The 26,617-nt window shown below is 72.0% G+C and carries 22 protein-coding genes, 4 tRNA genes and 1 other RNA gene; 8 read left to right on the forward strand and 19 right to left on the reverse strand.

Annotation, left to right across the window (positions count from 1 at the left end; all coding sequences use genetic code 11):
• The first annotated feature begins 34 nt into the window (after positions 1-34).
• Both AB0447_RS23625 and AB0447_RS23630 read left to right on the forward strand, forming a co-directional pair.
• Complete coding sequence (locus AB0447_RS23625) at positions 35-190, forward strand: hypothetical protein (protein ID WP_366478708.1); 156 nt, start codon at positions 35-37, stop codon at positions 188-190.
• 364 nt (positions 191-554) lie between these two features.
• Complete coding sequence (locus AB0447_RS23630) at positions 555-1,781, forward strand: histidine kinase (protein ID WP_366478709.1); 1,227 nt, start codon at positions 555-557, stop codon at positions 1,779-1,781.
• Here AB0447_RS23630 and AB0447_RS23635 read toward each other — a convergent pair.
• The 11 genes from AB0447_RS23635 to AB0447_RS23685 form a co-directional block, all read right to left on the reverse strand.
• Positions 1,778-2,542: a class I SAM-dependent methyltransferase gene (locus tag AB0447_RS23635; RefSeq protein WP_366478710.1), complete on the reverse strand. Its 765-nt coding sequence runs from the start codon at positions 2,540-2,542 to the stop codon at positions 1,778-1,780. The genes AB0447_RS23630 and AB0447_RS23635 overlap by 4 nt on opposite strands.
• 72 nt (positions 2,543-2,614) lie before the next feature.
• Positions 2,615-3,283, reverse strand: a complete 669-nt coding sequence (locus AB0447_RS23640; RefSeq protein ID WP_366478711.1) for a response regulator transcription factor — start codon at positions 3,281-3,283, stop codon at positions 2,615-2,617.
• A gap of 147 nt (positions 3,284-3,430) precedes the next feature.
• A complete protein-coding gene (locus AB0447_RS23645) occupies positions 3,431-3,670 on the reverse strand; it encodes a hypothetical protein (RefSeq protein ID WP_366478712.1) in 240 nt (79 codons plus the stop codon).
• Positions 3,671-3,878: 208 nt separating this feature from the next.
• Complete coding sequence (locus AB0447_RS23650) at positions 3,879-4,898, reverse strand: LLM class flavin-dependent oxidoreductase (RefSeq protein ID WP_366478713.1); 1,020 nt, start codon at positions 4,896-4,898, stop codon at positions 3,879-3,881.
• Positions 4,895-6,742 (reverse strand): ABC transporter ATP-binding protein, encoded by a 1,848-nt coding sequence (locus AB0447_RS23655; protein WP_366478714.1) that lies wholly within the window; start codon positions 6,740-6,742, stop codon positions 4,895-4,897. The genes AB0447_RS23650 and AB0447_RS23655 overlap by 4 nt, the downstream gene beginning before the upstream one ends.
• Positions 6,732-9,896 (reverse strand): lantibiotic dehydratase, encoded by a 3,165-nt coding sequence (locus tag AB0447_RS23660; RefSeq protein ID WP_366478715.1) that lies wholly within the window; start codon positions 9,894-9,896, stop codon positions 6,732-6,734. The genes AB0447_RS23655 and AB0447_RS23660 overlap by 11 nt, the downstream gene beginning before the upstream one ends.
• Entirely contained in the window at positions 9,893-10,270 is a 378-nt protein-coding gene (locus tag AB0447_RS23665) for a lanthionine synthetase LanC family protein (protein WP_366478716.1), read from the reverse strand. The genes AB0447_RS23660 and AB0447_RS23665 overlap by 4 nt, the downstream gene beginning before the upstream one ends.
• Positions 10,240-11,109: a lanthionine synthetase LanC family protein gene (locus AB0447_RS23670; RefSeq protein ID WP_366478717.1), complete on the reverse strand. Its 870-nt coding sequence runs from the start codon at positions 11,107-11,109 to the stop codon at positions 10,240-10,242. The genes AB0447_RS23665 and AB0447_RS23670 overlap by 31 nt, the downstream gene beginning before the upstream one ends.
• Before the next feature lie 107 nt (positions 11,110-11,216).
• Entirely contained in the window at positions 11,217-11,387 is a 171-nt protein-coding gene (locus tag AB0447_RS23675; RefSeq protein WP_366478718.1) for a hypothetical protein, read from the reverse strand.
• 181 nt (positions 11,388-11,568) lie between these two features.
• Positions 11,569-12,153: a hypothetical protein gene (locus AB0447_RS23680; protein WP_366478719.1), complete on the reverse strand. Its 585-nt coding sequence runs from the start codon at positions 12,151-12,153 to the stop codon at positions 11,569-11,571.
• A 698-nt stretch (positions 12,154-12,851) separates the two neighbouring features.
• Positions 12,852-12,939 (reverse strand) — tRNA-Ser (locus AB0447_RS23685).
• 97 nt (positions 12,940-13,036) lie between these two features.
• Here AB0447_RS23685 and ffs point away from each other — a divergent pair.
• The 6 genes from ffs to AB0447_RS23715 all read left to right on the forward strand — a co-directional run bounded on the left by ffs (position 13,037) and on the right by AB0447_RS23715 (position 21,580).
• Positions 13,037-13,135: signal recognition particle sRNA small type (gene ffs / locus AB0447_RS23690), an RNA gene on the forward strand.
• 53 nt (positions 13,136-13,188) lie between these two features.
• Positions 13,189-15,558 (forward strand): DNA polymerase III subunit gamma and tau, encoded by a 2,370-nt coding sequence (locus AB0447_RS23695; protein WP_366478720.1) that lies wholly within the window; start codon positions 13,189-13,191, stop codon positions 15,556-15,558.
• 60 nt (positions 15,559-15,618) lie between these two features.
• On the forward strand, positions 15,619-16,872 hold the full coding sequence (gene purD / locus AB0447_RS23700) for a phosphoribosylamine--glycine ligase (RefSeq protein ID WP_366478721.1): 1,254 nt from the start codon (positions 15,619-15,621) through the stop codon (positions 16,870-16,872).
• 319 nt (positions 16,873-17,191) lie between these two features.
• A complete protein-coding gene (locus AB0447_RS23705; protein WP_366478722.1) occupies positions 17,192-18,787 on the forward strand; it encodes a hypothetical protein in 1,596 nt (531 codons plus the stop codon).
• A gap of 305 nt (positions 18,788-19,092) precedes the next feature.
• Positions 19,093-20,607, forward strand: coding sequence for a N,N-dimethylformamidase beta subunit family domain-containing protein (locus tag AB0447_RS23710; RefSeq protein WP_366478723.1), 1,515 nt, complete (start codon positions 19,093-19,095; stop codon positions 20,605-20,607).
• A gap of 70 nt (positions 20,608-20,677) precedes the next feature.
• A complete protein-coding gene (locus tag AB0447_RS23715; RefSeq protein WP_366478724.1) occupies positions 20,678-21,580 on the forward strand; it encodes a phosphoribosylaminoimidazolesuccinocarboxamide synthase in 903 nt (300 codons plus the stop codon).
• A gap of 210 nt (positions 21,581-21,790) precedes the next feature.
• Here the strand turns inward: AB0447_RS23715 and AB0447_RS23720 are convergent.
• From AB0447_RS23720 to AB0447_RS23755, 8 genes are all read right to left on the reverse strand, one after another.
• Positions 21,791-21,863, reverse strand: a tRNA-Gly gene (locus AB0447_RS23720).
• Between the two features lie 22 nt (positions 21,864-21,885).
• A complete protein-coding gene (locus tag AB0447_RS23725) occupies positions 21,886-22,497 on the reverse strand; it encodes a response regulator transcription factor (protein WP_366478725.1) in 612 nt (203 codons plus the stop codon).
• Complete coding sequence (locus tag AB0447_RS23730; protein ID WP_366478726.1) at positions 22,494-23,744, reverse strand: histidine kinase; 1,251 nt, start codon at positions 23,742-23,744, stop codon at positions 22,494-22,496. Before AB0447_RS23730 ends, AB0447_RS23725 begins: the two co-directional genes overlap by 4 nt.
• A gap of 22 nt (positions 23,745-23,766) precedes the next feature.
• Positions 23,767-24,540, reverse strand: a complete 774-nt coding sequence (locus AB0447_RS23735) for an ABC transporter permease (protein WP_366478727.1) — start codon at positions 24,538-24,540, stop codon at positions 23,767-23,769.
• Complete coding sequence (locus tag AB0447_RS23740; protein WP_366478728.1) at positions 24,537-25,592, reverse strand: ABC transporter ATP-binding protein; 1,056 nt, start codon at positions 25,590-25,592, stop codon at positions 24,537-24,539. The genes AB0447_RS23735 and AB0447_RS23740 overlap by 4 nt, the downstream gene beginning before the upstream one ends.
• A 126-nt stretch (positions 25,593-25,718) precedes the next feature.
• Positions 25,719-25,791, reverse strand: a tRNA-Gly gene (locus AB0447_RS23745).
• A 78-nt stretch (positions 25,792-25,869) separates the two neighbouring features.
• A tRNA-Gly gene (locus AB0447_RS23750) sits at positions 25,870-25,941 on the reverse strand.
• Between the two features lie 88 nt (positions 25,942-26,029).
• Positions 26,030-26,347 (reverse strand): Lsr2 family protein, encoded by a 318-nt coding sequence (locus AB0447_RS23755; protein ID WP_366478729.1) that lies wholly within the window; start codon positions 26,345-26,347, stop codon positions 26,030-26,032.
• Positions 26,348-26,617 lie beyond the last annotated feature (270 nt).

Raw genomic sequence — 26,617 nt, forward strand, 5'->3', positions numbered from 1 at the left:
CGCCGCCGCGGTGCGTCGGCTCGGACCGGTTCTATTGACCGGCGCGGAAGGCCTGGCCCACCACACCGGCCTGTACTTCTACGACCGGCCGGCCGTCGCCCTGTACGCGTTCCTCCTCGCGACCTGGGCAGTAACAGCCTCCTGCACCCTCCACGGCCTCCTCACCGGCACCCTCCTCCCCCGATCCTGAGCCGCCGCATCCTGTCCCAGCCGTACTGCTCGGCGTCACGCCGGGGCCTCTCGAGACCCGCATCACGCGGCCGGTACCGACCCGCGGGCGGACGGCAGGTGAGAAGTGGGGGCGGCCGGGAAACGCAGAAGACCCCGGCCGGTATCCCGGTCGGGGTCTTGGCGGGGTGGACGGACGGCTCCCGCCCGCACCCTTTCCCTCCGTGCTCCGTCGCCCTGGCCTTCCCGAAGTCAACGGCTGGACTTGGACCTTCGGCCATCAAAGCAGGCGACCACGGTGATACCCGCGTACTTCCGTTCATAGATACTGCCGGAGAGGGCGTAGCGGCCCACATCTGTGAGGTACCGGGGGAAGGAACCACCACATGAGCACAGCCATGCCCGAACCCGTTTCGGCTTCACCGCCCGCTTCCGGCGGCCCGCCCCTCCGAGGCCGCCGCACGGCCCGCGCCGGCGACGCACTCGTCACCGCTGTGGCTGCCCTGGAACTGCTCCCCCTCCAGGGCTACCTCGACACCGAGTCCGTGCTCGTGTGCACGCCCGCAGTTCTGGTCCTCCTGCTGCGTCGCAGGTTCCCGGTGACGGCTTTGCTGGTTACCCTCCCGTCCATGGCCACCGGCTACCTCTGGCTGGCCCCAATGATCGCCATGTTCACGGTGGCATCCTGTACGGTCCGACGCCGCATAGTCGTGGGTGCCGGGTCAGCCCTGTTCGGAGCGAGCCTGTGGGCCGGCATCACCGTCGACGCTTCCTCCATGACGTGGGGTGACCATCTGGTCGCCGTCCAAGTGGCCCTGATGTTCAGCATCGGACCTGCCGGCGTGGGAATTCTGGCCCGGACCCGCTCCGAGCTGCGGGCGCGCCTCGCCGAACTCTCCGCGTCACAGGCGTACGGCCGCCGCCTGGAGGCCGAGCGGGCCGTTGCCCAGGAGCGAACGCGCATGGCCCGCGAGATGCACGACACCGTCTCGTATCACCTCGGTATCATCGCCGCCCAGTCCGGAGCACTGTCGAGCACCGCGCCGGACGACACGGTCCGCGAGGACGCCGAAATAATGCGCCGCCACAGCGCCAGCGCCATGGCGGAACTCCGCGACATCGTTGGCGTCCTGCGCCACACTGCGGGCGGACGGGCCGACGCAGGCGACCCTGCCCGCCTGGCCAACCTGCGCACCCTGGTCAAGGAGGCCCGGCTGGACGCAGTCCTCCACCTCGACCTCGACCTCCCCGACGGCCGCACCTGCGTCCCGCTTGTCGAGCGGACCGCCTATCGCATCGTCCAGGAGGCGCTGACCAACGTCCGCAAACACGCCCCCGGCGCACACGTCGTCGTCACCGTGGGCCCGTCCGCCCAGGGGGACAGCCTCGTCGTAGAGGTCCGCAACGAGCCGCCGAGCACCCAGCGGCAACCCGGCCCGGCGCTCGGCGCACCCACCAATGGCTACGGCCTGATCGGACTGGAGGAGCGCATCGCGCTCGTCGAAGGGGCGCTGCGGGCGGGCCCAACCCCCGACGGGGGATTCGCCGTACGGGCAGAGCTGCCGCTCGTGGGCTCCGCGTACCCGTCCACCGAGCTGACCGGAACCCGCTAGCTGGCCCCGGCAACCCAGGGCGAACCGGGATCGCGCTCGTACACCGACACGTGCCGCAGGCTGGCAGCGGTGTACGGCGTGCCCGCCCAGTCCTCGGCGCGCTCGACCAGCCGCAGGCCGGACAGTTCGGCCAGCAGGTCGATCTCGAAGGGGAACGCGTAGCGCAGCAGGTGCTCCCGCGTCTGCGGGACTCCTCCGTCGATGATGGTGTGCGTGGACAGCATCAACTGCTGCGACCGGTCCACGGTCAGTGTGTCGAGCATGACGGCCCCCTCGTCGAGATGGCGCATCGAGAAGTCGCGCTTCTCCATGTGGTGGTACGGGGCCGGGTCGAACGCCTCCAGGACGAACCGGCCCCCGGGCGCCAGCTGTTCCCGCACCAGCCTCAGGCAGCCGAGCTGCTGCTCCTTGGTGATCGCGACGAAGAAGGTGTTGAGCACGAGCGTGACGGTGTCGAAGACCCGCCCGCTCCCCTCCTCGGTGAAGTCGCCGAACTGCGTGGTGACCGCGCCCAATGCGTCGCGCTCGCGCAGTTCGGCGAGCATCGCCTCCGAGCCGTCGATGCCGTGCACCCCGAAGCCGCGCTCGGCGAGCGGCAGGGCGACCCGGCCGTTGCCGACCCCCAGTTCGAGGATGGTGCCGCCGGCCGGCGTGAGGCCGGCGACGAACTCGACGGCCTGGTCGGTGTCGTGGTCGATCGGGTACATGCGGTCGTACACGCTCGCCAGTTTCTGGTCGTACAGCGCGTTGCCAAGGGCCATGCGGGGTTCACTCCAAACAGCGTGCCGGAGGCACAATCGAGGAAACAGGGTGGAGCCGGACCCGTCGATCGCTCAGCGGGTCCCGGCCAGGGCCAGTGATCGCTTCCGGCCTTCGGCGGCCGCAGCGCGGTGTGCCACGACGGCGGCCTGCACGCGGTTGGCCAGCCCCAGCTTCGCCAGGATCGCGCTGACGTGCTCCTTGGTCGTCGAGGCGCTCATGATCAGCCGGCGGCCGATGTCGGCGTTGGTGCGGCCCTCGGCCAGCAGGTCCAACACCTGCCGCTCACGCTCGGTGAGCGAGTCCAGGCGCTGGTCCGGCTCGTCCTGCCACGGGCCGCCACCGAGGTAACCGTCGACCACGATGCGCGCCGCCGCCGAGGACATCACGGTCCCGCCGGAAGCCAACACGCGTACCGAATGCGCGAGTTCCGTGGGAGTGGCGTCCTTCAGCAGGAAGCCGGACGCGCCGGAGCGCAGCGCGGCCGTGATCTCCTCGTCGGTCAGATACGTCGTCAGTACCGCGACGGCGGGCGACGTCGTGCATCTGTCGATCCCGTCCAGGACGGCCAGCCCGTCGACTTCCGGCATCCGGAGATCGAGCAGCACCACATCGGGCCGATGGGCGTCGATCCCTTCGAGCGCATCTCGCCCGTCGCAGGCGAGCGGCACTTCGATGTCCGGCTCGCTCTCCAGAATGCGCTGCATACACGACCGCAGCAGAATTTCGTCGTCGACAATCATTACGCGGATCACCGCGCCCCCTTACAGCAGCCTCCCCGTTCGGCCGCATTACTGATCAACTTATCAATCGATCAGCGGACTTGACGGTGCGGGGTGTGCGGCGAGGGGTTCTCCGGGATTCGTTTCGGGCCCGGTCCGCGGCACGGGTCAGGCGGGGCCGGAAACGGTCTCCGTGATGAGTCGCACCATCTGCGCGTCCCAGGTCAGGATGAGGAGAACGGCCTTCCCGCTGGGGTCGCCGGCCGGGTCGACGGTGCAGGTCAGCGCCGTTCCCCCGCGGCCGCCGCCGGTCGCGGCGGTCACCGGGCCGGCGAGCTGGAGGGGCTTCGCACCCGGGCCCTCCAGGACGGCGCCCGATCGGCTCAGGGTGATTTTCCCGCGCAGCATCGCCGGGGCCTGCGGGCCCATTCGATAACGGCAGCGCAGAGTAACCGACTCACCACGCCCGAACGCTGCGATTCGGCGCGCCGACCGGGACCGGTCCAGAGCCTTACCCCCTATCCACAGCACAAGGTCCATCAAGGAATACACCGCAAACTCCAGCAACAGCACTCGCTCGCTCCTCCGTTCGGACGGCTCGTAAATCGGGGGAAGGTCATCGGACGCCGACCGCGGCCCGGTCCCGCATCGCCTCGGTGATATCCCGTACGTCGGCCAGTGCCGCTTCGGGCCCCTCGGTCAACAGCACCCCCGCACAACTCAGCGCGATCTCGGTCGCCCCCGCCTCACCGTAACGGGCGAGCCGGTCCGCCACCTCCTCCGGTGTGCCGTAGGCGAAGACGCCCCGGTCGACCAGCGCACACGCGCCGGCCCACGGGTCGGCGGCATCCACGTCCAGCCCCGCAGACCGGAGCATCGCCGCGTACTGCTCGCCGCTCAGGTGCAGTTCATGCGCCGCGAACGCCAGCTTCCGCGGATCCCGGCCGGGCCTGCGCACCGCACACGGCACTATCGACGTCACGCGTGGCGCCGCCCGGTCCCGCGAGGCGGCACCCTGCGCGAGGGCGGGCACGATCTGCTCCTCCAGGTGGGAGGCCGGTGTCAGCAGCGTGATGGCCACGTCGGCGACCTGGCCCGCTGTGTACGCCATGCGCTGGCGCAGTACGCCGACGCCCAGGGCCACGGGCGGATGCGGCACGTGCTGGAGCCCTTCGCCGAGCCGCACGTACCGCCCGTGGAAGTCCACGGCGTCCCCGTCCAGCAGGCTCCGCATGACGGTCAGGTACTCGGCGACGGCCGTGCGGGGGCTCTCGTACGGCTCGCCGCGCAGCGCGGACACGAACTGCGGGTCCCCGGTGCCGAACCCGGCCACCACCCCGGTGCCGGTCAGCAGAGCGAGCGATCTGGCCTGCACGGCCGCGTCCAGCGGGTGGCGCAGCGGGGTGACGGCGACGCTCGTCCCGACCGGCACCCGGATGCCGCGCCCGGCGAGGTGGGCGAACGCCTGATGGGTGTCGACGAGCACCGACTGGCCCATGTACAGACGTTCCAGGCAGAGGTCCTGGACGGCTTCGCCGAAGGCGGCGATGTGGTCCAGGTCGTAGGCCATGAGCGGGTACATGAGGGACAGTCGAGGGGGCCGGGCCGTGGGTGCTTCCGTGTCGGCGGTCGTCATGCGGCGTCCTCCCGGAGATAGGCGTCGGCCTGGAGGCGGAACAGGTAGGCGTACGTGCCGCCGAGCGCCATCAGTTCCTCGTGGGTCCCCTCTTCGATGAGCGAACCCCCTTCCACCACCAGGATCTTGTCGGCGATGCGGACGGTCGAGAACCGGTGGGAGACGACCAGGGACGTGGCCTGGGTGCAGATGGCGCGCAGCCGGCCGAAGATGTCCGCCTCCGCCTCCGGGTCGATCGCGGCGGTCGGTTCGTCGAGGATCGCGATCGGCGCGTCCCGCAGGAAGGCACGGGCCAGGGCGATCTTCTGCCACTGCCCGCCGGACAGCTGGTGACCGCCCTCGAAGTGTCGTCCGAGCACGGTGTCGTACGTGTGGTCGAGCTGCTCGACGAACTCGGCGGCGCCGCTGGACGCGGCGGCCGAGCGGACGCGGTCGGTGTCGTCGAGTTCCTCGACGCGCCCGAAGCCGATGTTGTGCCGGACGGGCATCTCGTAGCGGACGAAGTCCTGGAAGACGACGCCGATGTTCCGCTGGAGGTCCGTGGTGTCGTACTCCTCGATCGGCACGCCGTCGATGAGGATGCGGCCGCTCGTCGGCTCGTAGAGGCGGGAGAGGAGCTTGACCACGGTGCTCTTGCCCGCGCCGTTCGCGCCGACGATCGCGCAGCAGGTGTTGGCGGGGATGAAGCAGCTGAAGCGGTCGAGGGCGGTGATCTCGGTTCCGGGGTACTGGAAGGTGACGTCCTGGAACTCGATGCCGTGCGCGAGCCGCGACGGGAACGGACGGGTGCCGCCGGTGATGCGGCCCTCGGGCAGCGACAGGTAGTCGAAGAGGTTCCCCGTGAACAGCGTGTTCTGGTAGAGCGTCGCGACACCTATCAGGAGTCCGGTCGCCGCGACGTGTACCGCGCCCAGCGCCTGGAGGTAGCCGGCCAGCTCGCCGAGCCGCCCGGTCGAAGCGGTCGATTTGAGCGCGAACACCAGCGTTCCGGCCGAGCACACGACGCTGACCAGGCCGAGCACCGCCGACCAGCTGTGCCGGCGGCGTGCCAGGAGGCGGTCGGTGTGGAAGAACTCCCGCACGAGGGCGCGGTAGCGGTCGACGAAGTAGGGGCCGAGCCCGTACAGCTTCACCTCCTTGTAGGAGGAGTCCGTCGTCGTCAGGTCCTGGTAGTAGAAGGCACGCCGGCGGTCCTGGGCGCGGTGGTACTCGATGGCGTAGCCCTGCTTGCTGAACACGATGTGTGCCACGAGGGCCGGCAGCGGGGCCAGCACGATGGCGGTCGCGAGCCAGGTGTTCCAGGAGAACAGCACCGAGCTGACCATCACCAGCGAGGCCAGCGAGGTGAGCGTGCGCAGCATCTCCTCGAACACCTCGAAGGCCGTTCCTCCGCCGCTCTCCCGCACGGCCCGCTGCAGCCGGTCGTACGATTCGGGATCCTCGTACGCACTGAGGTCCATACGGGTGCCCTTGACCATCACCTGCTCGCCGATCTTGGCCGAGAACTCCAGGTGGAGGAGCGCGTTCAGGTACTGGGCGAGGGACGACAGGATGTGTTCCGCCACCGCCACCGCCACCAGCGCGGCCGCGGAGCGGGTGAGCCGGTCCATGGCTCCCGGCACGCCGTCGACCGCGTCGGCGACGGCCTGCACGGCTTCGGCCGTCAGCCAGACCCCGGCGGCCGGTACGGCGGCGGTGAGGAACGTCGCCAGGGCGAGCGCGGTGACCCGCAAGGAGCTGAGTCCCCAGAAGGTGCGCAGGACGAGCCACCAGTAGCGCATGTCGCGGGAGAGCCGCCGGTGTTCCTCCGGCACGGCCCCGGCCACGGATTCGTCAGTGGTCACGGGGCCTCCCCCGCAGACAGCTGAGTACGTGGCCCCACACGAGGTAGCAGCGGTTCTCGGCGGGCCGGTCGATCGGCAGCAGCCGGTTGACCTGCATGTGGGCAAGGCTCGCCAGGATGCCGTCTCGGGTGCCCCACAGCGTTCCGGCCGTCTCGGCGTCGGCGACGGCACGCGCGGCGCGGCGTACGGCGTCGGCCTGCTGGTCCAGGACGACTGTCAGCAGGTCGTGGTGCGCGCGGCCGAGGGGGTGCGGGCGGCGGTCCCACGGTTCGAGCAGTTCGCACAGGTAGTCGCGGTCCTTGCGGTACCGCTCACGGGCCTCCTTGTCGTCGGCCGGCCGGGGCATGGCGTCCAGCCGCTCGCGGATGCCGAGCCCCCACTGTGCGTACAGCCTGTCGACGGCGGCGACGGTGACGGCTTCCGGCGTGAGCCCGGGCGCCCTGTCCCACAGGATGCGCAGCAGCGCGGCGGAGACGGCGCTGTTCGCCGCGAAGAGCTCCTCGATGTCGTCGTACACGGAGGGGCCGCCGTAGCGGCTGATCTCGGGGTGGTACGTGGCGAGTTCGGTGCGCTCGGCCAGACCGCGGTGGACGAGGTCGCGCCCCCATCCCAGGATCGGTTCCAGCGCGGGCGCGGCGGCACGGACCCTGATCCGCAGGTGCGGGTCGGGGTCGGCGTACCGGAGGTAGAACCATCGGTCGGGTGCGGCGCCGGTCTCCCGGATCCGTTCCAGCAGGCCGGGGAGCTCGACGGCGGCCAGCTCGTCGTGGACGTCGCGGGCGGCGTAGAGCTTGAGGTACGTCCAGTCGGAGCCGGGAAGGTGGGCGGGGTGCGCTGCGGGGGCGGCCTTGCGCCGTACGTGCGGCTCGGCGGCCTCGCGGGCCGGCGCGGCGGCGGGGGAGGCGATGAGCGGGACGACGACCTCCGACAGGTGCCCGCGTCCCGCCGCGTCACGCAGCCAGAGCCGGTCCGGGCCGGGCAGGGCCTCCTGCAGCGTGACGCGCTCGGTGGCGGTGCGCAGCACGGCCAGGAGCTCGTCGACACAGACCGGGTGGTCGAGGTCCAGGATCAGCCGGTTGTCGTCGTCGGCCAGGTAGACGTGGCGCGGGACGCCCCACGTGCCGCGCCAGTCGGCGACGTCGGCCGGGGTGCGCGGTACGGGCACGGGGCCGGCGCCGGCGGGCGCCTCGGCCCCGGCCGGGTAGAGGCTCCACTCGGCGGCACGCACGACGACGCGGCCGCGGGTCACGCGGGGCAGCTGGGGAGCGCCCTCGACGGGGCCCCAGCCGAACACGGCCGGCACCGCGTACCGGGCCCGCGACACCTCCAGCAGGAACCGGCACACGTTGGGCGCGCCGAGCGGAGTGAGCATGTGGTTCTGGACGACGACGAGCTCGCGGCCCAGGCGCGCCGAGAAGAGCCGAAGGGCGTCGTCGGTGGCGCCGACGAGGATGTCGGCGAGGTCGATGACCTGGTCCGCAGGGACCGACGGGGCGACGTTGACGGCTATCTCGTAGTCGTGGACGGTGGGCCGGATCGCCACGTTGGCACCGCGCCCGTTGCCGGGCAGGTAGGCCAGCTCGGCGACGGCGACGTCCGGTTCCAGTGCCTCGCGGGCGCGGGCGTAGTCACGGAGGCGTTCCGTCACGGAGGGGTCGAGGACGTGGAAGAACCGGCCGAAGGTACGACCGCCCTCGCCGAGGCCGTCGTGGTTGAGGACTGCACGCCAGTTCCCGTCGTCGATGGCCTGGGCGCTGTCGGCGGCGATCTGTACGTACGCGTCGATGCCGGGGCAGACGCGCCGCGTGCCCCCGGTGTCACCGGGGGGCAGGAGCCGCGCCAGCACCTCGTCGCTCAGCTCGACCTCCTCGAGGCCGCGCCGCCACGCATCGGCGGCGAGCGCGACCAGGGCCCGCTCGGTGTGCGGGACGCCCTCGCTGCCGGGCTGGTTCATGACCATCGCGCGGGGCGGATTGAAGTAGCCGTTGGGCGCGTCGAGGCCGCGCTCGGGGCTGAGAAGTTCGAGGACCGGGACGAGCGCGTCCGTGCCGTACCGCTCCATGAACGCATGGTGGTACGCGGAGAGGTGGTCGTACCCGCCGGGCGCGGCCTGGCTCAGCCGTGCAAGGCAGCCGACCGCGTCGGCGACCTCGTCGGCGACCCGGCGGTTGAGCACGGTCTCGGTGAGCCCGAGCGCGGAGTCGACCTGGAAGGGCTGGTGCCGGTGGCCGGGAACCAGATCGCGCTGGGCCAGGCGCAGCTTCTCCAGCGTGCCGGTGTCGTCGTGGCCGGCCTGTGCCGTCAGCTCGACGATCTCGCGCAGGGCGGCGACCGACGGGTGTTCCACCCCGGCCGCGGTGAGCCTGTCCAGGACGTACGTCTCGGGGCGGGGCTGGGACACGGGCGGGCGCAGGTCCGTGACGAGCAGCCCGAGGCCGACCAGCTCGGTGACGAACGCGGAGATCCGCTCCGGGCCGACCTCTGCGAACCGCTCGGTGAGTTCGTCCACGAGCACGGCGAAGGGGACGGGAGAGCCGACCGGTGCGAGGCGTTGGATGTGGCCGAGCGCGGCGGTGTGCCGTACGCGGACGGACCGCCGGTCGAAGTTGCCGTGTACGTCGCACGAAGGCAGGACGAGGCGGTCGCCCACCTGGTACGCGAGGGCGTTCATGGCCACGTCGAGCTGTTCGAGTACCTCCTGTTCCCCTTCCAGCCGTTGGACGAGGGCGAGCAGCCACCCCATGTCGGTCCGGACGCGGGCGAAGGCAACGGCGGTGTCGCCGAGACGGGTCGTGGTGGTGTCGCCGAACGTGCCGACGGCGACGCCGGAGAAGGCTCCGAAGGGGGTGGGGCGGGTGCTCATGCGGGTGAGGTAGCGCAGGGCGCTGGATCGGACCCGCCGCGCGTCCTTGACCCCGGCGTTCATGCCGTCGGTCTTCGCGAGTCCGTCGAGCAGCCCGCTGCCGGCCGCGACGAGCCCGTGCCGTACGCGCGGGTCGTCGGCCATTGCGACGAGCCGGGTGTGGGTGCGGGCGGGATCAGGGTCGGCGAGCGCGTCGCGCCAGACGTCGACGGGCAGGGCCGGTGCGCGCAGGAGGTGGAAGTCGAGGGCGTCGTACCGCGGCATGAGAGCTGTGGGGTCCTTGTCGGTCACTGGAGGAAGAGCACCTCCCACCAGCTGGGCCGCTCACCGGTGGCGACGGCGCGCAGGGTGAGGGCGACGCCGGCCGCGCCGGTGAGGAGGCCGGGGTTGTCGACCAGCTGGCCGGTGGTCTCGTGGTCCCGGTAGACGAGTGGTCGGTCCGGGTCGGCGGTGTCGAGCAGGTCCTCCACGAGCCGGGGCACGGCGCGGGCCGCCCCGGGGCTGCCGTGGGCGGCGAACTCCTGGGCGAGCGCGACGAGTCCTGCCAGCCCGTGGCACACGGTGGGCGAGCGGGGTGCGTCCCCGGCGGCGACCCGGTCGAGCAGCCCGTCCAGGGCGGAGAACGCCTGCGCCTTCAGGGCCTCGTCGCCTGTCGCGGTGGCCACGGCCAGCAGCGCGACGGCAACACCCCCGGTGCCACGCGCGAGTCCGACGGAAGCTCCTTCGGCCACTGGAGCCGGCGTCCTTCCGCGGTGCCGGCCCACAGCAGCCACTCGACCAACCGGTCGAGGACGAGCCGCTGCCCCGGCAGCCGATGGCCGTGGCGCCAAGCCGCGGCGAGGGCTGCGGCGATACCGGCGGCACCGTGGGACATGCCGGTGCACAGGCGGCCGCCGACGGCCCACCGACGCTCGTTGCCGACCCACACGAGGTGGTCGAGGCACCGCTCCAGGGCCTGCTCCACGAGTGGCGTCGTGGAAGGAGCGGCGCAGAGCTGGGCGAGGACGCCCGCGCTTCCGTAGACGAGGTCGAAGTGGTGGCCGGCCACGGCGCCGGACCGGCGGGGCAGTTCCATGGCGAGCGTGTGCCGGGCAAGCTGCTCATGCAACCTCGCGAGACTGGGCAGGAACCGCTGTTCGTCGACGGAGACGTCCTGGAGCACGAATGCGAGGCCGGCCATCCCGTCGAAGAGCCCGGGGTGGGTGAGGGGACTCTCCTGAGTGGCGGAGAAGGCGGCACGGACGAAGGCGAAAGCTCGGTCGAGTGACCGCTTCCGATCGGTCTCGTCCCGCGCGCCGCGCGAAGCGTGCAGGTGGAGCAGGGCGAGCCCGGCGTACCCCTCGCTGAGGGAAGCGCCGGTCCAGAACGACATGTCGGTCTGGCCTGCGGCTCGTACGGCGTGCGCGTCGGCCCGTTCGGGAGTGTCCAGGCGCTCCCTGATCAGGGAGGCCACGGCGTCTGCCCGCGCGGCGAGGCTGGCCGGGAGGAGGGGGGCTGGGTGCATGAGGCGGGTTTTACGAGGCTCCGGTGGAGGGGGGTGGGGTCCCCCGGCTCGCGCCGGAGGACCCCGCCGTGGCGGTCAGACGTGGTCTGACGCGATCGGCAGTGTGGTCAGCACTTGCCGTTGGTGCGGACGGCGGCGCACGCGGCCGACATCGCGATCGTCCGCTTGATGGTCTGGCGGATGACGACGCGCGAGGCGACGCTGACGGCCGGGGAGAGCGACGTCTCGGCCGGGTCGGCGGAAACGGTCACGCGAGCGTCGAGGTTGAACTCGTTCATGAAGAAGTACACCTTTCAATTTCACGATGGACCGCCCCGTCAGGAGGCGCCGGAAAGGCGCTCCGGCGGCGGCCCGGAAATGAAATTACTGGCGTCCCGAGCGCGTGATAACCCGACGATCTTCCGTTTCCGCCCCACCGGGTGGGGGGGAACGGAACAGCCGATCGTCGGGGGCGGTCGGTCACCGCCCCTGCAGGGCGTCGAGACCGGCGGCCATGCAGAGGGCGAGGGTCCGGTCGAGCTCCGGGTCCTGGACGCGGATGACGTACCGGTCGCGCAGGCCCCACTTCCGTTCGACCGACAGGACGGGTTGACCGTCCCGTACGAAGTCGAAGTGGTACACGAAGGGCACCGACGGCACGGGGACGATCGGCACGACGGCGTCGAGCAGCTCCCATCCGCGCCGTGCGAGCGCCACACCCACCCGTCTTTCCCTGCCTACGGCGGCGGTCGAGTCGTCCTGGGTCAGGTGCCACGTGGACCGTAGGAGAGACGCCTTGACGTCCTTCCTGAACGTTCCGATGACCGCTCCGTCCGATCCGGCCACGTCGTAGATGCCTCCGAAATCGATCGCCTTCCGTGCCTTGAACCCGCCGATCTTCATGGCCCGGTCCTCACCGTTCCAGAAGGTCAGCTCCTCCCTGACCGCAAAGCGCTTTTGCTCGCCAAAGGCCAGAACGTCCCCGCCGTCCAGCGCCGTGACCGCGTAGCGGTTGACCAGCGGGGTCATCTTCTGTGTCATAAGGAATTCGGTGAGATGCTCCATACGGGAACACTAGGCAGCCCGGAAGCACCGCTCTCGTACGCCTGAAGGGGGATTGCACCCCGCCGATCGGAGGGGCAGGCCCGCCTCTCTCCCCGCACGTCCGGCGGATACGAGGCCGTGCTCCCGAGTGCCGGCGCAGGGCAGAGACGGCCGCCGCCGGCTGCGGCCCCGGGCTGTCCCCTGTGGGAGGTCGGCCCGTGCATCCGGTGCCCCCAGTTGATGCGCCGGTACGGGCGCAACGCGGCGATGGCCCGTGGCGCCTGCCGCGCCGGGGTCATCCCGGGGCGGCGATGACGGTTTCCTGGTGGTCGCCGGTGCCCAGCACCTGAGCGGCACGGCGGAGCAGAACGGCATCCACGCTGACCGAGTGGCTCGACTCCTGCGCGGACGGGGTGGTGGGCTCAGGGGCCGGCCTGGCCTTGCGGCGGGGTGCGGACGGTGCCGGAGTACGGCGTGGGCTCGGCCGTCGGCGGGGGTTCGGGCGCAAGGTGTCGGGGCTGCCGAGCACCGTGACCACCGGCTTTCGATGGCAGAGGCTTCTACCTGTCTTGGTCGTGAGGACGACGCGCTCCATGGTGAGGTCGCAGACGGTCGGGCCGTCGACGCGTGGGTCCCGTCAAAGCTCGACCTGAGACCAGAGAACGCAGAAGACCCCGGCCGGTTTCCCGGTCGGGGTCTTCAAGTGCCCGGTGAGGCACTGGCGGAGGATACGAGATTCGAACTCGTGAGGGGTTGCCCCCAACACGCTTTCCAAGCGTGCGCCCTAGGCCTCTAGGCGAATCCTCCGCCGCAAACAATACAAGACGTTGAGGGGTGCTAGCGAACGTGATCCCCGGGGTGGGGAGCGGACTCGATACCGGGGGCATCCATCCGCTACGCTGGGGCCAGCCCCTCACGTGGCGCTATCTCACCCAACTCCCCCAGGGCCGGAAGGCAGCAAGGGTAAGTGGGCTCTGGCGGGTGCGTGGGGGGCGCTTGCGTTTCCGGGCGGCTGGTGGCCGTCCGTTGTCGGCGGGCCCGGATAACCTCGTAAGTGTGTCGTCCCTTGCGCTGTACCGCCGCTATCGCCCCGAGTCGTTCGCCGAGGTCATCGGGCAGGAGCATGTCACTGCACCGCTGATGCAGGCCCTGCGGAACAACCGGGTCAATCACGCGTACCTGTTCAGTGGGCCGCGCGGCTGCGGGAAGACGACCAGCGCGCGGATCCTCGCCCGGTGCCTGAACTGTGAGCAAGGTCCCACTCCGACGCCCTGCGGGGAGTGCCAGTCCTGCCGTGACCTGGCCAGGAACGGCCCCGGCTCGATCGATGTCATCGAGATCGACGCCGCCTCGCACGGTGGCGTGGACGACGCCCGCGACCTGCGTGAGAAGGCCTTCTTCGGGCCCGCGTCCAGCCGCTACAAGATCTACATCATCGACGAGGCCCACATGGTCACCTCGGCGGGCTTCAACGCCCTGCTGAAGGTGGTCGAGGAGCCGCCGGAGCACCTCAAGTTCATCTTCGCGACGACGGAGCCGGAGAAGGTCATCGGGACGATCCGGTCCCGGACCCACCACTACCCCTTCCGGCTGGTCCCGCCGGGGACCCTGCGGGAGTACCTCGGCGAGGTCTGCGGGCGCGAGGGCATCCCCGTCGAGGACGGGGTGCTGCCGCTGGTGGTGCGGGCCGGCGCCGGGTCGGTGCGTGACTCCATGTCGGTCATGGACCAGCTGCTGGCGGGCGCGGCCGAAGCCGGTGTGACATACGCCATGGCGACCTCGCTCCTCGGGTACACGGACGGCTCTCTGCTCGACTCGGTGGTGGACGCGTTCGCGGCCGGGGACGGCGCCGCGGCCTTCGAGGTGGTCGACCGGGTCGTCGAGGGCGGCAACGACCCCCGGCGGTTCGTCGCCGACCTGCTGGAGCGGCTGCGGGACCTGGTGATCCTCGCGGCGGTCCCGGACGCGGGCGAGAAGGGCCTGATCGACGCGCCCGCCGATGTGGTCGAGCGGATGCAGGCCCAGGCCTCGGTGTTCGGCGCGGCCGAGCTGTCGCGGGCGGCCGACCTGGTCAACACGGGGCTGACGGAGATGCGGGGGGCGACCTCGCCCCGGCTTCAGCTGGAGCTGATCTGCGCTCGGGTGCTGCTGCCCGCCGCGTTCGACGACGAGCGTTCCTTCCAGGCCCGGCTGGACCGGCTGGAGCGGGGCGGTCTTGCACTGGCCGCGCCGCCGACGGGTGGCCCGGCGATGGGTTACGTGCCGGGGCCCGAGGCGCATGCGATGGCGCCGGTGGCTCCGGGTGCCGGGCCGGCGGCCGCCCGCGCGGCGGTCCGGGGTCCGGCCGCGGATGCGGGTGTAGGGGCCGGTGCGGGTGCCGGCGCTGCCGATGCCGGTGCCGGTGCCGGCGGGCCGGTTCCGGTTCAGCCCGTAGCCCCTGCCCAGCCCGCGCCTCCCGTGCAGCCCGCCGGCGCGTGGCCCGGTGCCGCCGCGCCGGGCGGGCAGCCCGTGGCCGCCGAGGCCGGGGCAGCCCCGGGGGCCTGGCCCGGTGCGGGCGCGGCGCCCGCGCCTGCTCCCGCTCAGGCCCCGGCGCCCCAGGAGGAGCCCGCTGCCGCCCCGGCGGGGCCGGGGGCCTGGCCCGGTGCTGCCCAGCCGGGTTCCGGTGGCCAGGCGGCCGCCCCCGCCCCCGGCGCCTGGCCGGGTGCCGGGGCCGGCAACGGTGGTCCGGCCGCGCAGGGTCCCGGTGCATGGCCGGGTGCGGCGCAGCCCGGTTCCGGCGCGCAGGCCCCGCAGCCCGCCGCTCCGGCCGCGGCCCCGCCGCCGCAGGCCGCCGCGCCGAGCGCCGGCATGGCCGCCGGCGCCGGGCAGGTGCAGGCGATGTGGCCGAGCATCCTGGAGGCCGTCAAGAACCGGCGACGGTTCACCTGGATTCTGCTCAGCCAGAACGCCCAGGTCAGCGGGTTCGACGGGACCACGCTCCAGCTCGGCTTCCCCAACCCGGGGGCCCGTGACAACTTCTCCAGCAGCGGCAGCGAGGACGTCCTCAAGGCCGTGCTGGCCGAGCAGTTCCAGGTGCACTGGAAGATCGACGCCGTGGTGGGCGGTGGCGGCCCCGCGCCGGCCGCCGGTTCGTACGCGCCGCCCGCCGCCCCCGCCTACACCCCGCCGCCCGCTCCGGCCCCGGCCGCCCCCACCCCCGTACAGCACCAGGCACAGCAGTCACAGCAGTCACAGCAGCCGCGTCAGGCAGGATCGGCCGCCCCCGCGCCCCGGCAGTCGGCCCCGCCGCCGCCCGCTCCCGTAGCGCCCGAGGACGACGTACCGGAAGAGGACGACCCGGATCTGGTCGAGAGCGCGCTCACCGGTCACGACCTGATCGTGCGCGAGCTCGGAGCCACGGTGGTGGAGGAATATACGAACGAGTAGCGGCCCGGGATTGGGTGGCCGCACGAAGGGCACACCGCCGCGCGGGCTAGGCTGCACCCCGTGAAGGTCCTCGTCATCGGCGGCGGCGCCCGCGAACACGCCCTGTGCCGCTCTCTGTCCCTCGACCCCGACGTCAGCGCGCTCTACTGCGCCCCCGGTAATGCGGGGATCGCGGATGTGGCCGAGCTGCGGGAGGTCGACCCGCTCGACGGCGGCGCCGTCGCGCGCCTGGCCGGTGAGCTCGGCGTCGGACTGGTCGTCGTCGGCCCGGAGGCGCCTCTCGTCGCCGGGGTCGCCGATGCCGTCCGCGCCGCCGGCATCCCCGTCTTCGGCCCGTCCGGCGAGGCCGCGCAGCTGGAGGGCTCCAAGGCCTTCGCCAAGGACGTGATGGCCGCGGCCGGCGTGCCGACCGCCCGCAGCTACGTCTGCACCACCGCCGAGGAGATCGACGCAGCCCTCGACGCCTTCGGTGCTCCGTACGTGGTCAAGGACGACGGCCTCGCCGCCGGCAAGGGCGTCGTCGTCACCGACGACCGGACCGCCGCCCGCGAGCACGCCCTCGCCTGCGACCGCGTGGTCATCGAGGAGTACCTCGACGGGCCCGAGGTCTCCCTCTTCGCCATCACCGACGGCGTCACCGTCCTGCCGCTGCAGCCCGCACAGGACTTCAAGCGCGCCCTCGACGGCGACGAAGGCCCCAACACCGGCGGCATGGGCGCCTACTCCCCGCTGCCCTGGGCCGATCCCAAGCTGGTCGAGGAGGTCATGGCGACGGTCCTGCAGCCGACCGTCGACGAGCTGCGCCACCGCGGCACCCCCTTCTCCGGACTGCTCTACGCCGGTCTCGCGATCACCTCCCGCGGCGTCCGGGTGATCGAGTTCAACGCGCGCTTCGGCGACCCGGAGACCCAGGTGGTGCTGGCCCGGCTGCGCACCCCGCTGGCGAGCGTCCTGCTGAACGCGGCCAACGGCACCCTGGACGCCGAACCGCCGCTGAAATGGCGCGAGGACGCGGCCGTCACCGTGGTCATCGCCTCCCACAACTACCCGGGCACGCCGCGCACCGGCGACCCGATCGAGGGGCTGGACGAGGTCGCCGCCGAGGACGGCCCGGAGGCGTACGTGCTGCACGCCGGCACCCGCCGGGAGGGCGACAGCGTCGTCAGCGCGGGGGGCCGGGTCCTCTCCGTGACCGCGACCGGATCCGATCTGGCGCAGGCCCGCGAGCGGGCGTATAAGGCGGTGGCCCGGATCCGGCTGGACGGCTCCCAGCACCGTACGGACATTGCCGCCAAGGCGGCCGAGGGCCGCTGACCGGCAGGGCGCCCACGACGCGGGCCCGGTGCGCACGAACTGCGCCCGGGCCCGCGCGTGCGAGTGCATCCGGCCGCCTTCGAACGCACCCAGCTTTACCCAAAGCCATTCCATCGGGTGATCGATGTGCCCTTCGCCTGACGGCCGCCCACACCCCAACTAGGGTGCGGCGCAAGCATTCCGGCGCTCGTTCCGGCACTTGGCCCACCGGCATTGCGATGTCAGTGGCGGGTGTCACAGTGGGGGAGTGAGCAAAGCCGCCGCAGGGCAGAGGGGGTGAGGTCCGGCCGTGTCCGGAACCGGTTCGACCATGGAGTCGATGACGGAGGTGGGCGCGCTGACCGCGCGTCTCCGGGCCCTTGCCGTGCTGCGGGTCCGCAGCAGGGCACTGGCCGTGGCGCTGCTGCCCGCCGCCCTCGCGGTGGTCCTGGTGGCGGCCCGGGCGACGGGCCGGCTGGCCGGGGATCCCTGGCCTGCCGTGGCCCTCGTCGTGTGCGCGGTCGCCGCGCTGGTGCTGCTGGCCGGCGGGATCTTCGCCGCCGTGGTGCTGCGGGCCAGTCCGGCCGTGACGCCCACGGTGCCGCTGTCGGAGGCGTCCGCCCCCGATCTCTACCGTCTGGTGCGTGACCTGGCCGAGCGGCTGGAGGTGCCGGCGCCGTCCGCGATAGCGCTGACCCCCGACTGCGACAGCTGGCTGGAGGACCGCACGCATGCGGCCCACCGGCGCCGCGGGATATCCCCCGATGTCGCCGACCCCGCCGCGGCAGCCCCGGTGCTCGTCATCGGGTCCCCGTTCCTGTGGTGGATGCGGGTGGCCGAACTGCGGGCCGTACTGGCCCCGGTCGTCGCCGGTACGGGCCCCTCGGCGCAGCCCGACATAGCCGATGCCCGGCGCTTCGTACGCGGGCTGGACGCCGCCGTGGACGTGGGCAACCGGCGCGGGCTCGGCTGGATCGCCCGCCCGGCCAGGCTGCTCCTGCGGCTGTGCCGGACCGACGCCACCGAAATGGAGCGCGGGGTGGCCGCGGCCGCCTCGGAGCGGGCCCAGGGCGTGGACTACGGGCTGCGGATCGTCGCCCAGGAGCAGGTCGGCCTCGCCTACGCGGGCTGGGACCGGCTGCTCACCCGGGTCGCGCTGCCCGCCTGGCGGATGGGCCGCTGGCCGGCCCACCTGGACGCGGGCGTGGTCTCGGCGCTGACCGAGCTGTCCCGCCGCGACCGGCTGGCCGAGGGGTTCACCTCGCGGCTGGGCGAGCGCCCGGCCTGCGACCTGCTGGAGCGGCCCGGCGTGATCGACGAGGCGGCCTCGCTGCTGGCGGCCCGCCTGTTCCACGGCGGTCCGTCGGAGTCCGGCCCGGACTGGTCCCCGGTGGACTGGTCGGCGTACCCGGAGGAAGTGGTCGACCGCAAATGGCGCACCGAGGCGGCCCGGCTGCACACCGCCCTCGACGCCCTCGCGGCGCCCTCCGGGGCGACGGCCCGGACCGTGCTCGCCGGCCCCACCCTGGAGCGGGTCATCGGCTACCTCGCCGACGAGGACGGCTCGGCCGGGGAAGCCCTGGCCGGACGGCTCAGCGGGGACGTGGCGCGCGAGGAGCGGTCGGCCGGAGCGGAGGCGGCGAAGGCGCGCGGCGCGGATGCCGTACCGCTGTTCCCGCTGCAGCCGCCGCGCACCGGCCGGGACCTGCTGGCCGACCACGTCACGGCGATGGTCTGCTGCGCCGCGGTGGACTCCGCCGGGGCCGACCCGGGCCTGGACTGGCTCGACGGCCCGGTGCTGCTGGTCGGCGGCGAGCGCCGCTCCGACCTGACCCCGCGGGTGCTCTCGCTGGTCGAGGACGGGGACCCGGAGCCCCTGCGCGACTGGCTGGCCGGGCTCGGGATCCGACCGGAGAAGCCGGTCCGGCTGGTCTGATCCGGCCGGACCGGCTCTCCGCCCGGCTCCGCCCGCCTCCGCCCGGCACCGTCCCCGACCCGACCGCCGAACAGGCCTCGCCGCCCCGCTGAACAGGCCCGCTCCGCCCGCTGAAGGGGCCCTCGCCGACCGGCAAACCCGTCTCCGCTCCGACCGGTAAAGCGGAGAAGTTGATTCCGGTCACGTCAATTCACGACGAACGGTGACGGAGTGCGTGCGTTATGTGATGTGCTGGGACCGGTCGCGGGCAGGACCCGCGCCAGACCGAGTCATGGATCTACGGGGGAGCGAGGGAGGGGAGCGGAATGGGTGCGGACCAGATCCGGCGGTGGGAATCGGGTGCGCTCGCGCATGCGGTGACCGACCCCTTCGGCCAAGGACCGCTCCCGTGGTTCCGCGGCAGCGAGCTGTACTTCGACGACACGGGCCAGGTGGTCCCCTGGTACGTCGACCCGGCCGCGGCCGGACCCGGCCAGATCCCGGCGCCCCGCGGCCGCACCAACGCCCCTCGCACCAACAGCCCCCGCACCAACGGCCCCCGGACCGCCGACGACGTGCACCGGCAGATCAAGGGCTTCGCCTCCACCGGGGCCGTCACCCCCGGCGAGGCCATCGATTTCCACATCACCGTGGACCCGCCCCAGGAGTTCTCGGTCGACATCTACCGGATCGGGCACTACGGCGGCGACGGCGCCTCCAAGATCCATTCGAGCCCCCGGCTCTCCGGCATCGTCCAGCCCGCCCCGCTCACCGCCGACCGCACCGTCTCCTGCCACCACTGGTGGCTGTCCTGGCGGCTCCAGGTCCCCAGCTACTGGAATGTCGGCGCGTACGTCGCCGTCCTCACCACCGCCGACGGCTACCGCTCCCACATCCCCTTCACCGTCCGGGACGACCACCCGGCCGATCTCCTGCTGCTGCTCCCGGACATCACCTGGCAGGCCTACAACCTCTACCCGGAGGACGGCCGTACCGGCGCCAGCCTCTACCACGCCTGGGACGAGGACGGCCGGCTGCTCGGCGAGGAGGACGCGGCCATCACCGTCTCCTTCGACCGCCCCTACGCGGGCGCCGGCCTGCCCCTGCACGTCGGCCACGCCTACGACTTCATCCGCTGGGCGGAACGCTACGGCTACGACCTCGCCTACGCCGACACCCGGGACCTGCACGCCGGCCGGATCGACCCGGCCCGCTACCGCGGCCTGGTCTTCCCCGGCCACGACGAGTACTGGTCCGTGCCCATGCGCCGCACCGCCGAACGCGCCCGCGACCACGGCACCTCACTGGTCTTCCTCTCCGCCAACACCATGTACTGGCAGGTGGAGCTCAGCCCCTCCCCCTCCGGAGTGCCCGACCGGCTCCTCACCTGCCGAAAACGCCGCGGTCCCGGCCGCACCGCCCTCTGGCGCGAGGTGGACCGCCCCGAGCAGCAGCTGCTCGGCATCCAGTACGCCGGCCGCGTCCCCGAACCCGCCCCGCTGATCGTCCGCAACGCCGGCCACTGGCTGTGGGACTCCACCGGAGCCGTCGAGAACGACGAGCTCGACGGCCTGGTCGCGGGTGAGGCCGACCGCTACTTCCCGCGCACACAGCTCCCCGAGCACCAGGACCGGATCCTGCTCGCCCACTCCCCGTACGAGGACACCGAGGGCCACCGCCGCCACCAGGAGACCTCCCTCTACCGGGCACCCAGCGGCGCCCTGGTCTTCGCCTCCGGCACCTTCGCCTGGTCCCCCGCCCTCGACCGCCCCGGCCATGTCGACGAGCGGATCCAGAAGGCCACGGCCAACCTCCTCGACCGGATCTGCAAGCGCGACTGACCCCCTGCCGGAGACACGGGGCCCGGTACGCGAGAATCGGTGTGCTCATACAGAACCACAGGGAGACCTCGTGTCCGGATTCGTCGAAAAGCCCGAGCCGGTTCAGGTTCCGGGCCTCATCCACCTCCACACCGGCAAGGTCCGCGACCTCTACCGGGACGAGGCCGGCAACCTCGTCATGGTCGCCAGCGACCGCATCTCCGCCTACGACTGGGTGCTGCCCACCGAGATCCCGGACAAGGGCCGCGTCCTCACCCAGCTCTCCCTGTGGTGGTTCGACCAGCTCGCGGACCTCGTCCCCAACCACGTCATCGGCACCGACCTGCCCGCCGGCGCCCCCGCCGACTGGGCCGGCCGCACCCTCGTCTGCAAGAACCTCGACATGGTCCCCGTCGAGTGCGTGGCCCGCGGCTACCTGACCGGCTCCGGCCTCGCCGAGTACCGGCAGACCCGCACCGTCTGCGGACTCGCCCTCCCCGAGGGGCTGGAGGACGGCTCCGAGCTGCCCGCGGCTATCTTCACCCCGGCCGCCAAGGCCGAGGTCGGCGAGCACGACGAGAACGTCTCCTACGAGGAGGTCGCCCGCCAGACCGGTGCCGAGACGGCCGCCCTGCTGCGCCAGACCACCCTCGCCGTCTACGGCCGGGGCCGGGACATCGCCCGCGAGCGCGGGATCATCCTCGCCGACACCAAGTTCGAGTTCGGCTTCGACGAGACCGGCACGCTGGTCGCCGCGGACGAGGTGCTGACCCCGGACTCCTCCCGCTTCTGGCCGGCCGACCAGTGGCAGCCCGGCCGCGCCCAGCCCTCCTACGACAAGCAGTTCGTCCGGGACTGGCTGAGCTCGCCCGCCTCCGGCTGGGACCGCACCGCCGAACTGCCGCCGCCCGCCCTGCCCGCAGAGATCGTCGAGCAGACCCGGGCCAAGTACATCGAGGCGTACGAGCGCCTCACCGGCCAGAACTGGTCTTAGGGGGTCTCCGCAAAGTCCCGCCCGGCCCGCGGCGCCTGGCACCGCACCTCGCCGCGTTGTCGGAGCGCCCGAGTACATCCAGTACAGGGGCGCCCCTCCGCCTTGCGATGCACGGCGCCAGACGCCGCGGGCCTCAACGGCGCTACTTTGCGGACACCCCCTGCGGAACGCAGAAGGCCCCGGTCGTATGACCGGGGCCTTCTGAATCTGAGCGGACGACGAGATTCGAACTCGCGACCCTCACCTTGGCAAGGTGATGCTCTACCAACTGAGCCACGTCCGCATGCGCCGTAGCGCGAGAACCACTATACCCAACCTCGCTCCCGTGCGAGACGCACTGCCGCATGGCGGTTCTCCGCACCCAGCTTCGCGGCCGCGGCCGACAGGTAGTTCCGCACCGTCCCCTGGGACAGCGCGGCCCGCTCGGCGATCTCCGCGATCGGCGCCCCGTCGGCCGCGAGTTCCAGCACCTCGGCCTCCCGCGCGGTCAGCGGGGAGTCCCCGGCGCTTATCGCGTCGGCCGCCAACTCCGGGTCCACATAACGCCCTCCGCCGTGCACGGTCCGGATGATCTCGGCCAGCTTCTGTGCCGAAACGGTCTTCGGAGCGAAGGCCCGAACCCCCGCGGACAGGGCCCGCTTCAGATGCCCGGGACGGCCGTGACTGGTCACGATCATGGTCTTGCAGTCCGGGAGTTCGGCCCGCAGCGATGTGGCGACACTCACACCGTCCGCCCCCGGCATCTGCAGGTCCAGCACCGCCACATCCGGCCGGTGCGCCCTGGCCATGGCCAGCGCCTCCGGCCCGGAGGCGGCCTCCGCCACGACCAGCAGATCGTCCTCCAGCGCCAGCAGCGCGGCGACCGCCCCCCGGATCAGATGCTCGTCATCGGCCAGCAGCACACGCACGGGGCTCACGCCCGCACCCCCTGTTCAGGAATCTTCGCCATCTCCGCCTGCAGTTCCCGTGCCGGGACGACCGCCCGCAACCGGAACCGGCCCCCCGCGACCGTCCCGGCTTCCAGCGTTCCCCCCAGCACGGACAACCGTTCCCGCAGCCCGGCCAGACCCGAACCGGGCGCCCCGGCCGGCTCGCCCGGCGCGCCGTCGTTCTCGATGACGAGCGCCAGGTCGTCCCCGTCCGCCGCGAGCCGGATCACGCAGTTCCGCGCGTCCCCGTGCCGGAGCACGTTCGTGGTGCCCTCCCGGACCACCCAGCCCAGGGCCGACTGCACCGGCGCCGGCAGCTCGCGCCGGTCCCGCAGCTCCACCCGGCAGGCGATGCCGGCCGCCTGGAGCACGCCGCGCGCACCGTCCAGTTCCACCGTGAGGTCCGCCTCCCGGTAGCCCCGCACCACGTCCCGCACCTCGCGCTGCGACTCCTGCGCTATCCGCTGCACCTCGACCATCTGCTCCACCGCCTCCGGCCGCCCGCGCCGCGCCAGCTGGACCGCCAGCTCGCTCTTCAGCGCGATCACCGCCAGGTTGCGGCCCATCACGTCGTGCAGGTCCCGGCCGAACCGCAGCCGCTCCTCGGCCACCGCCAGCCGCGCCCCCAGCTCCCGCGACCGGTCCAGCTCCCACACGGCCTTCAGCAGCCAGGCGGAGAAGCCGCAGGTGAACGCGATCAGGGTGCCGCCGAACAGCAGGCCGATCGTGTACCCGAGGGCATCCGGGAGCGGCAGCCCCACCCCGAACGCCGCCAGCCCCCCGGCCAGGGCCGCACCCGGTACGACGTACAGCATCAGCCGCATCCGGCGCAGGCACAGGGTCAGGGTGCCCAGGCCGAAGGTGACCACGCCCGACACCAGGGTGGGCGCGGGGTTGGGGCCGTCCCCGGCCCGGCTCGCGTGCAGGACGAGGAAGTAGACCGCTGCCGCAGCGGTCAGCACGGCCAGCGCCAGGGCCCCCCGCATCGGCCGCTCGGCCCGGTCCAGTACCCAGTCCAGTGCCCTGGACGAGACGAACGCGCAAAGGCCGGCATGGGCGAGGACCATCAGGCCCGCGACGGCGTCGGCCGGGGTGGGCTGCCCGGCGCCCGCCAGCGCGCCCAGCCCTATCGCCGTGACCTCGATCAGCGCGAAGCTGTGGAAGGACCACCGGGTGTACAACTCCACCTTGGCCGCGCTGCCGCGGCCGCTCCACCATCCGGTCAGTTTCGACACGGCCCCCGTCCCCCCGATCGATCTAACGGCGCGGTTCCCAGCGGAACCACCGCTGCACAGCAAACACGGTGATCACGGTCCAGGCCAGCGTGACCACGGCCGCGGTCATCAGGTCCCCGCCCTCCCCGGTGCCCATCCAGCCGGCCCGCACCATGGTCATCACGCCGGTCAGCGGCAGCAGTTCGCACACCGAGGCCAGCTTGTCGGGCAGGGTCTCCAGCGGTACGAACAGCCCGGAACCCATGGAACTGATCAGGAACAGCGGCAGCGTGGTGAGGCCCGCGCTCTCCACGTTGCGGGTGAAGGCGCTGGTCACCGCGGACATCCCGGACAGCAGCACGATGCCCGCCAGGACGCCCGCGACCAGCAGCAGCGGGTTCTCCGGGGTCCGTACGTCCAGGGCGGCCGCGCCCGCCACCGCCAGCACCACCACCTGGAGCAGGGCCAGCACGGCCGACGGCAGGGCGCTGCCGGCCAGGATCTCCAGGTCGTTGGCCTCGCCCGTGCGCAGCCGCTTCAGCACCAGCTCCTCGCGCCGGGCAACGTACGCCGAGACCAGGTTCATGTAGACGACGAGGAGCAGCACCATCCCTATGCCGCCGGTCAGCGTCGCCTCGCCGATGGCCGCCGTGCCGCCTTCGAGGTCGAACTCGCCGAGCGAGGACTGGAGGACGAAGACCATCACCAGCGGCATCATCAGGGCCACGGACAGCGCGGCCCGGTTGCGGACGAGCAGGGTGAGCTCGGACCGGCCGAGTGCGAAGAGCCGGCCGGGGTTGAGGGTCAGCGTGTTCATCGGGTGCCCGCCATCGTGTCGTTGCGGTCGGTGGGGTCGGTGGGGTCGGTGGGGTCGGTGTGGTCGTCGCGGCCGGTGCCGCCCGCGTCGGTGACTGCGCCGCCGGCCGCATCGGTGGCCGTGGCCGGCCCCCGCCCGGCGGCCCGGCGGTTCTGCGCTATCTCCAGGAAGGCCTCCTCCAGCGAGGCGGACCTGGCGTCGAGCCCGGCCAGCTCCACGCCCTCCTGCTCGGCCCAGCGCAGCAGCTCGGCCAGCGAGGTCTGAAGCCGGTCGGTCCGTATCTCCACCCGCCGGCCCTCGGCACCCGCGTGCAGCGACAGCGGTAGCCGGGCCGGAGCCACCCCCTCGGGCAGGGTGAACCGGATCCGGGACGGCCGGGTGGCGGTCACCTCGGCGGGGCTGCCGGACAGCACCAGCTCCCCCTCGTGCAGGATCGCCAGCCGGTCCGCCAGCTCCTCCGCCTCCTCCAGGTAGTGCGTGGTCAGCAGCACCGTGGTGCCCTCGGCCTGCAGGGACCGGACCAGTTCCCAGGCGTCCCGGCGGCCTTCCGGGTCCATGCCGGTGGTCGGCTCGTCGAGGAACAGCACCTCCGGCCGCCCCAGCAGGGCCAGCGCCAGGTCCAGCCGCCGCCGCTCGCCGCCGGACAGCTGCTTCACCCGCACGGAGGACCGGTCGGCCAGCCCCACCAGCTCCAGCACCTCGGCTCCGGGCCGGGCCCCGCTGGTCACCCCCGCCCACATCCGCACCGTCTCGGTCACCGACAGATCGGACGGGAACCCGCCCTCCTGCAGCATCACCCCGGTCCGCGGCCGCACCTCGGCCCGCTCCCGGTAGGGATCCATCCCGAAGACCCGGACCCGGCCCGCGCTCGGCGCCGCGAGCCCCTCCAGCAGTTCCACGGTGGAGGTCTTGCCGGCGCCGTTGGTGCCGAGCAGGGCGAAGATCTCGCCGGGAGCGACGGAGAAGGAGACTCCGCGGACGGCCTCGAAGCCCCCCGAGTAGCTGCGGCGCAGCTCCTCGACTTCGATCACGGACTGGTCGGTGTTGGTCATGGATCCAGCGTCGGGCCGGATCCAAGGCCACAGCAGTGCGCGCTGTCACGATCACCGATGACAAATGTCATGAGTGATCCGGGAAACGCAGAAGACCCCAGTCGTATCGACTGGGGTCTTCATCTGAGCGGACGACGAGATTCGAACTCGCGACCCTCACCTTGGCAAGGTGATGCTCTACCAACTGAGCCACGTCCGCATGCATCCACTCGGCTTTCACCGGTGGCGCGAGCACCACTCTACCTGATCCACCGGAGTGGTTGGCAAAGAGATACAGAGCGGGTGACAGGAATCGCACACTGCGCCTTCCCCCTGGAAGGGGGATGTTCTGCTACTGAACTACACCCGCACGACCTTCGGGGTTCTGACCTGCGGCCTTGCCCCTCGGCGTGATCCACACACTAGCGGATCGGATGGGGTGGTTGGCAAATCGGCGCTCAGTGGGCTTCGTTGTACGCCTCGTAGACCTTCTTCGGGATGCGCCCCCGCGGCGGCACGTCGAGCTGGTTGGAGCGCGCCCAGGCGCGGACCACCGCCGGGTCCGGGGCGAGCGAGGTGTGCTTGAAGGCCTTCCCGGACCGCGCCTTCCGGCGGCCGGCAGCAACGTAAGGCGCCAGGCTCTTACGCAGTTTCTTTGCGTTGGCGGGATTGAGGTCGATCTCGTACGACTTCCCGTCCAGACCGAACACGACCGTTTCCGCCGCTTCTCCGCCATCGATGTCGTCGGAGATCGTGACTACTACGCGCTGCGCCACGGATATCGGTCCCTTCGTGCGACGCCCCCGCCTCTGACGTGCGGTGATGTCGACTGTGTGGATGTTTCGTACCAATGCTGCTTTCCGGGGCAATCCCCGGGGATTCCTTTGTACCGCGATTTCTCGCGCATTGCGAAGCTCAGTTAATTCTCTCCGCGTGTCCCACCGCAATCCCGGGCCGGTGGTTTTCCGGTGGATTTTGCGAAGCGTTGGTGAAGCGCCGAGGCCGAAGAGGGATATCTACCCGCGTAGAAATTTCGGCCGGGTACG

Source organism: Streptomyces sp. NPDC051211 (assembly GCF_040689505.1).
In the GTDB taxonomy this organism is placed as follows: domain Bacteria; phylum Actinomycetota; class Actinomycetes; order Streptomycetales; family Streptomycetaceae; genus Streptomyces.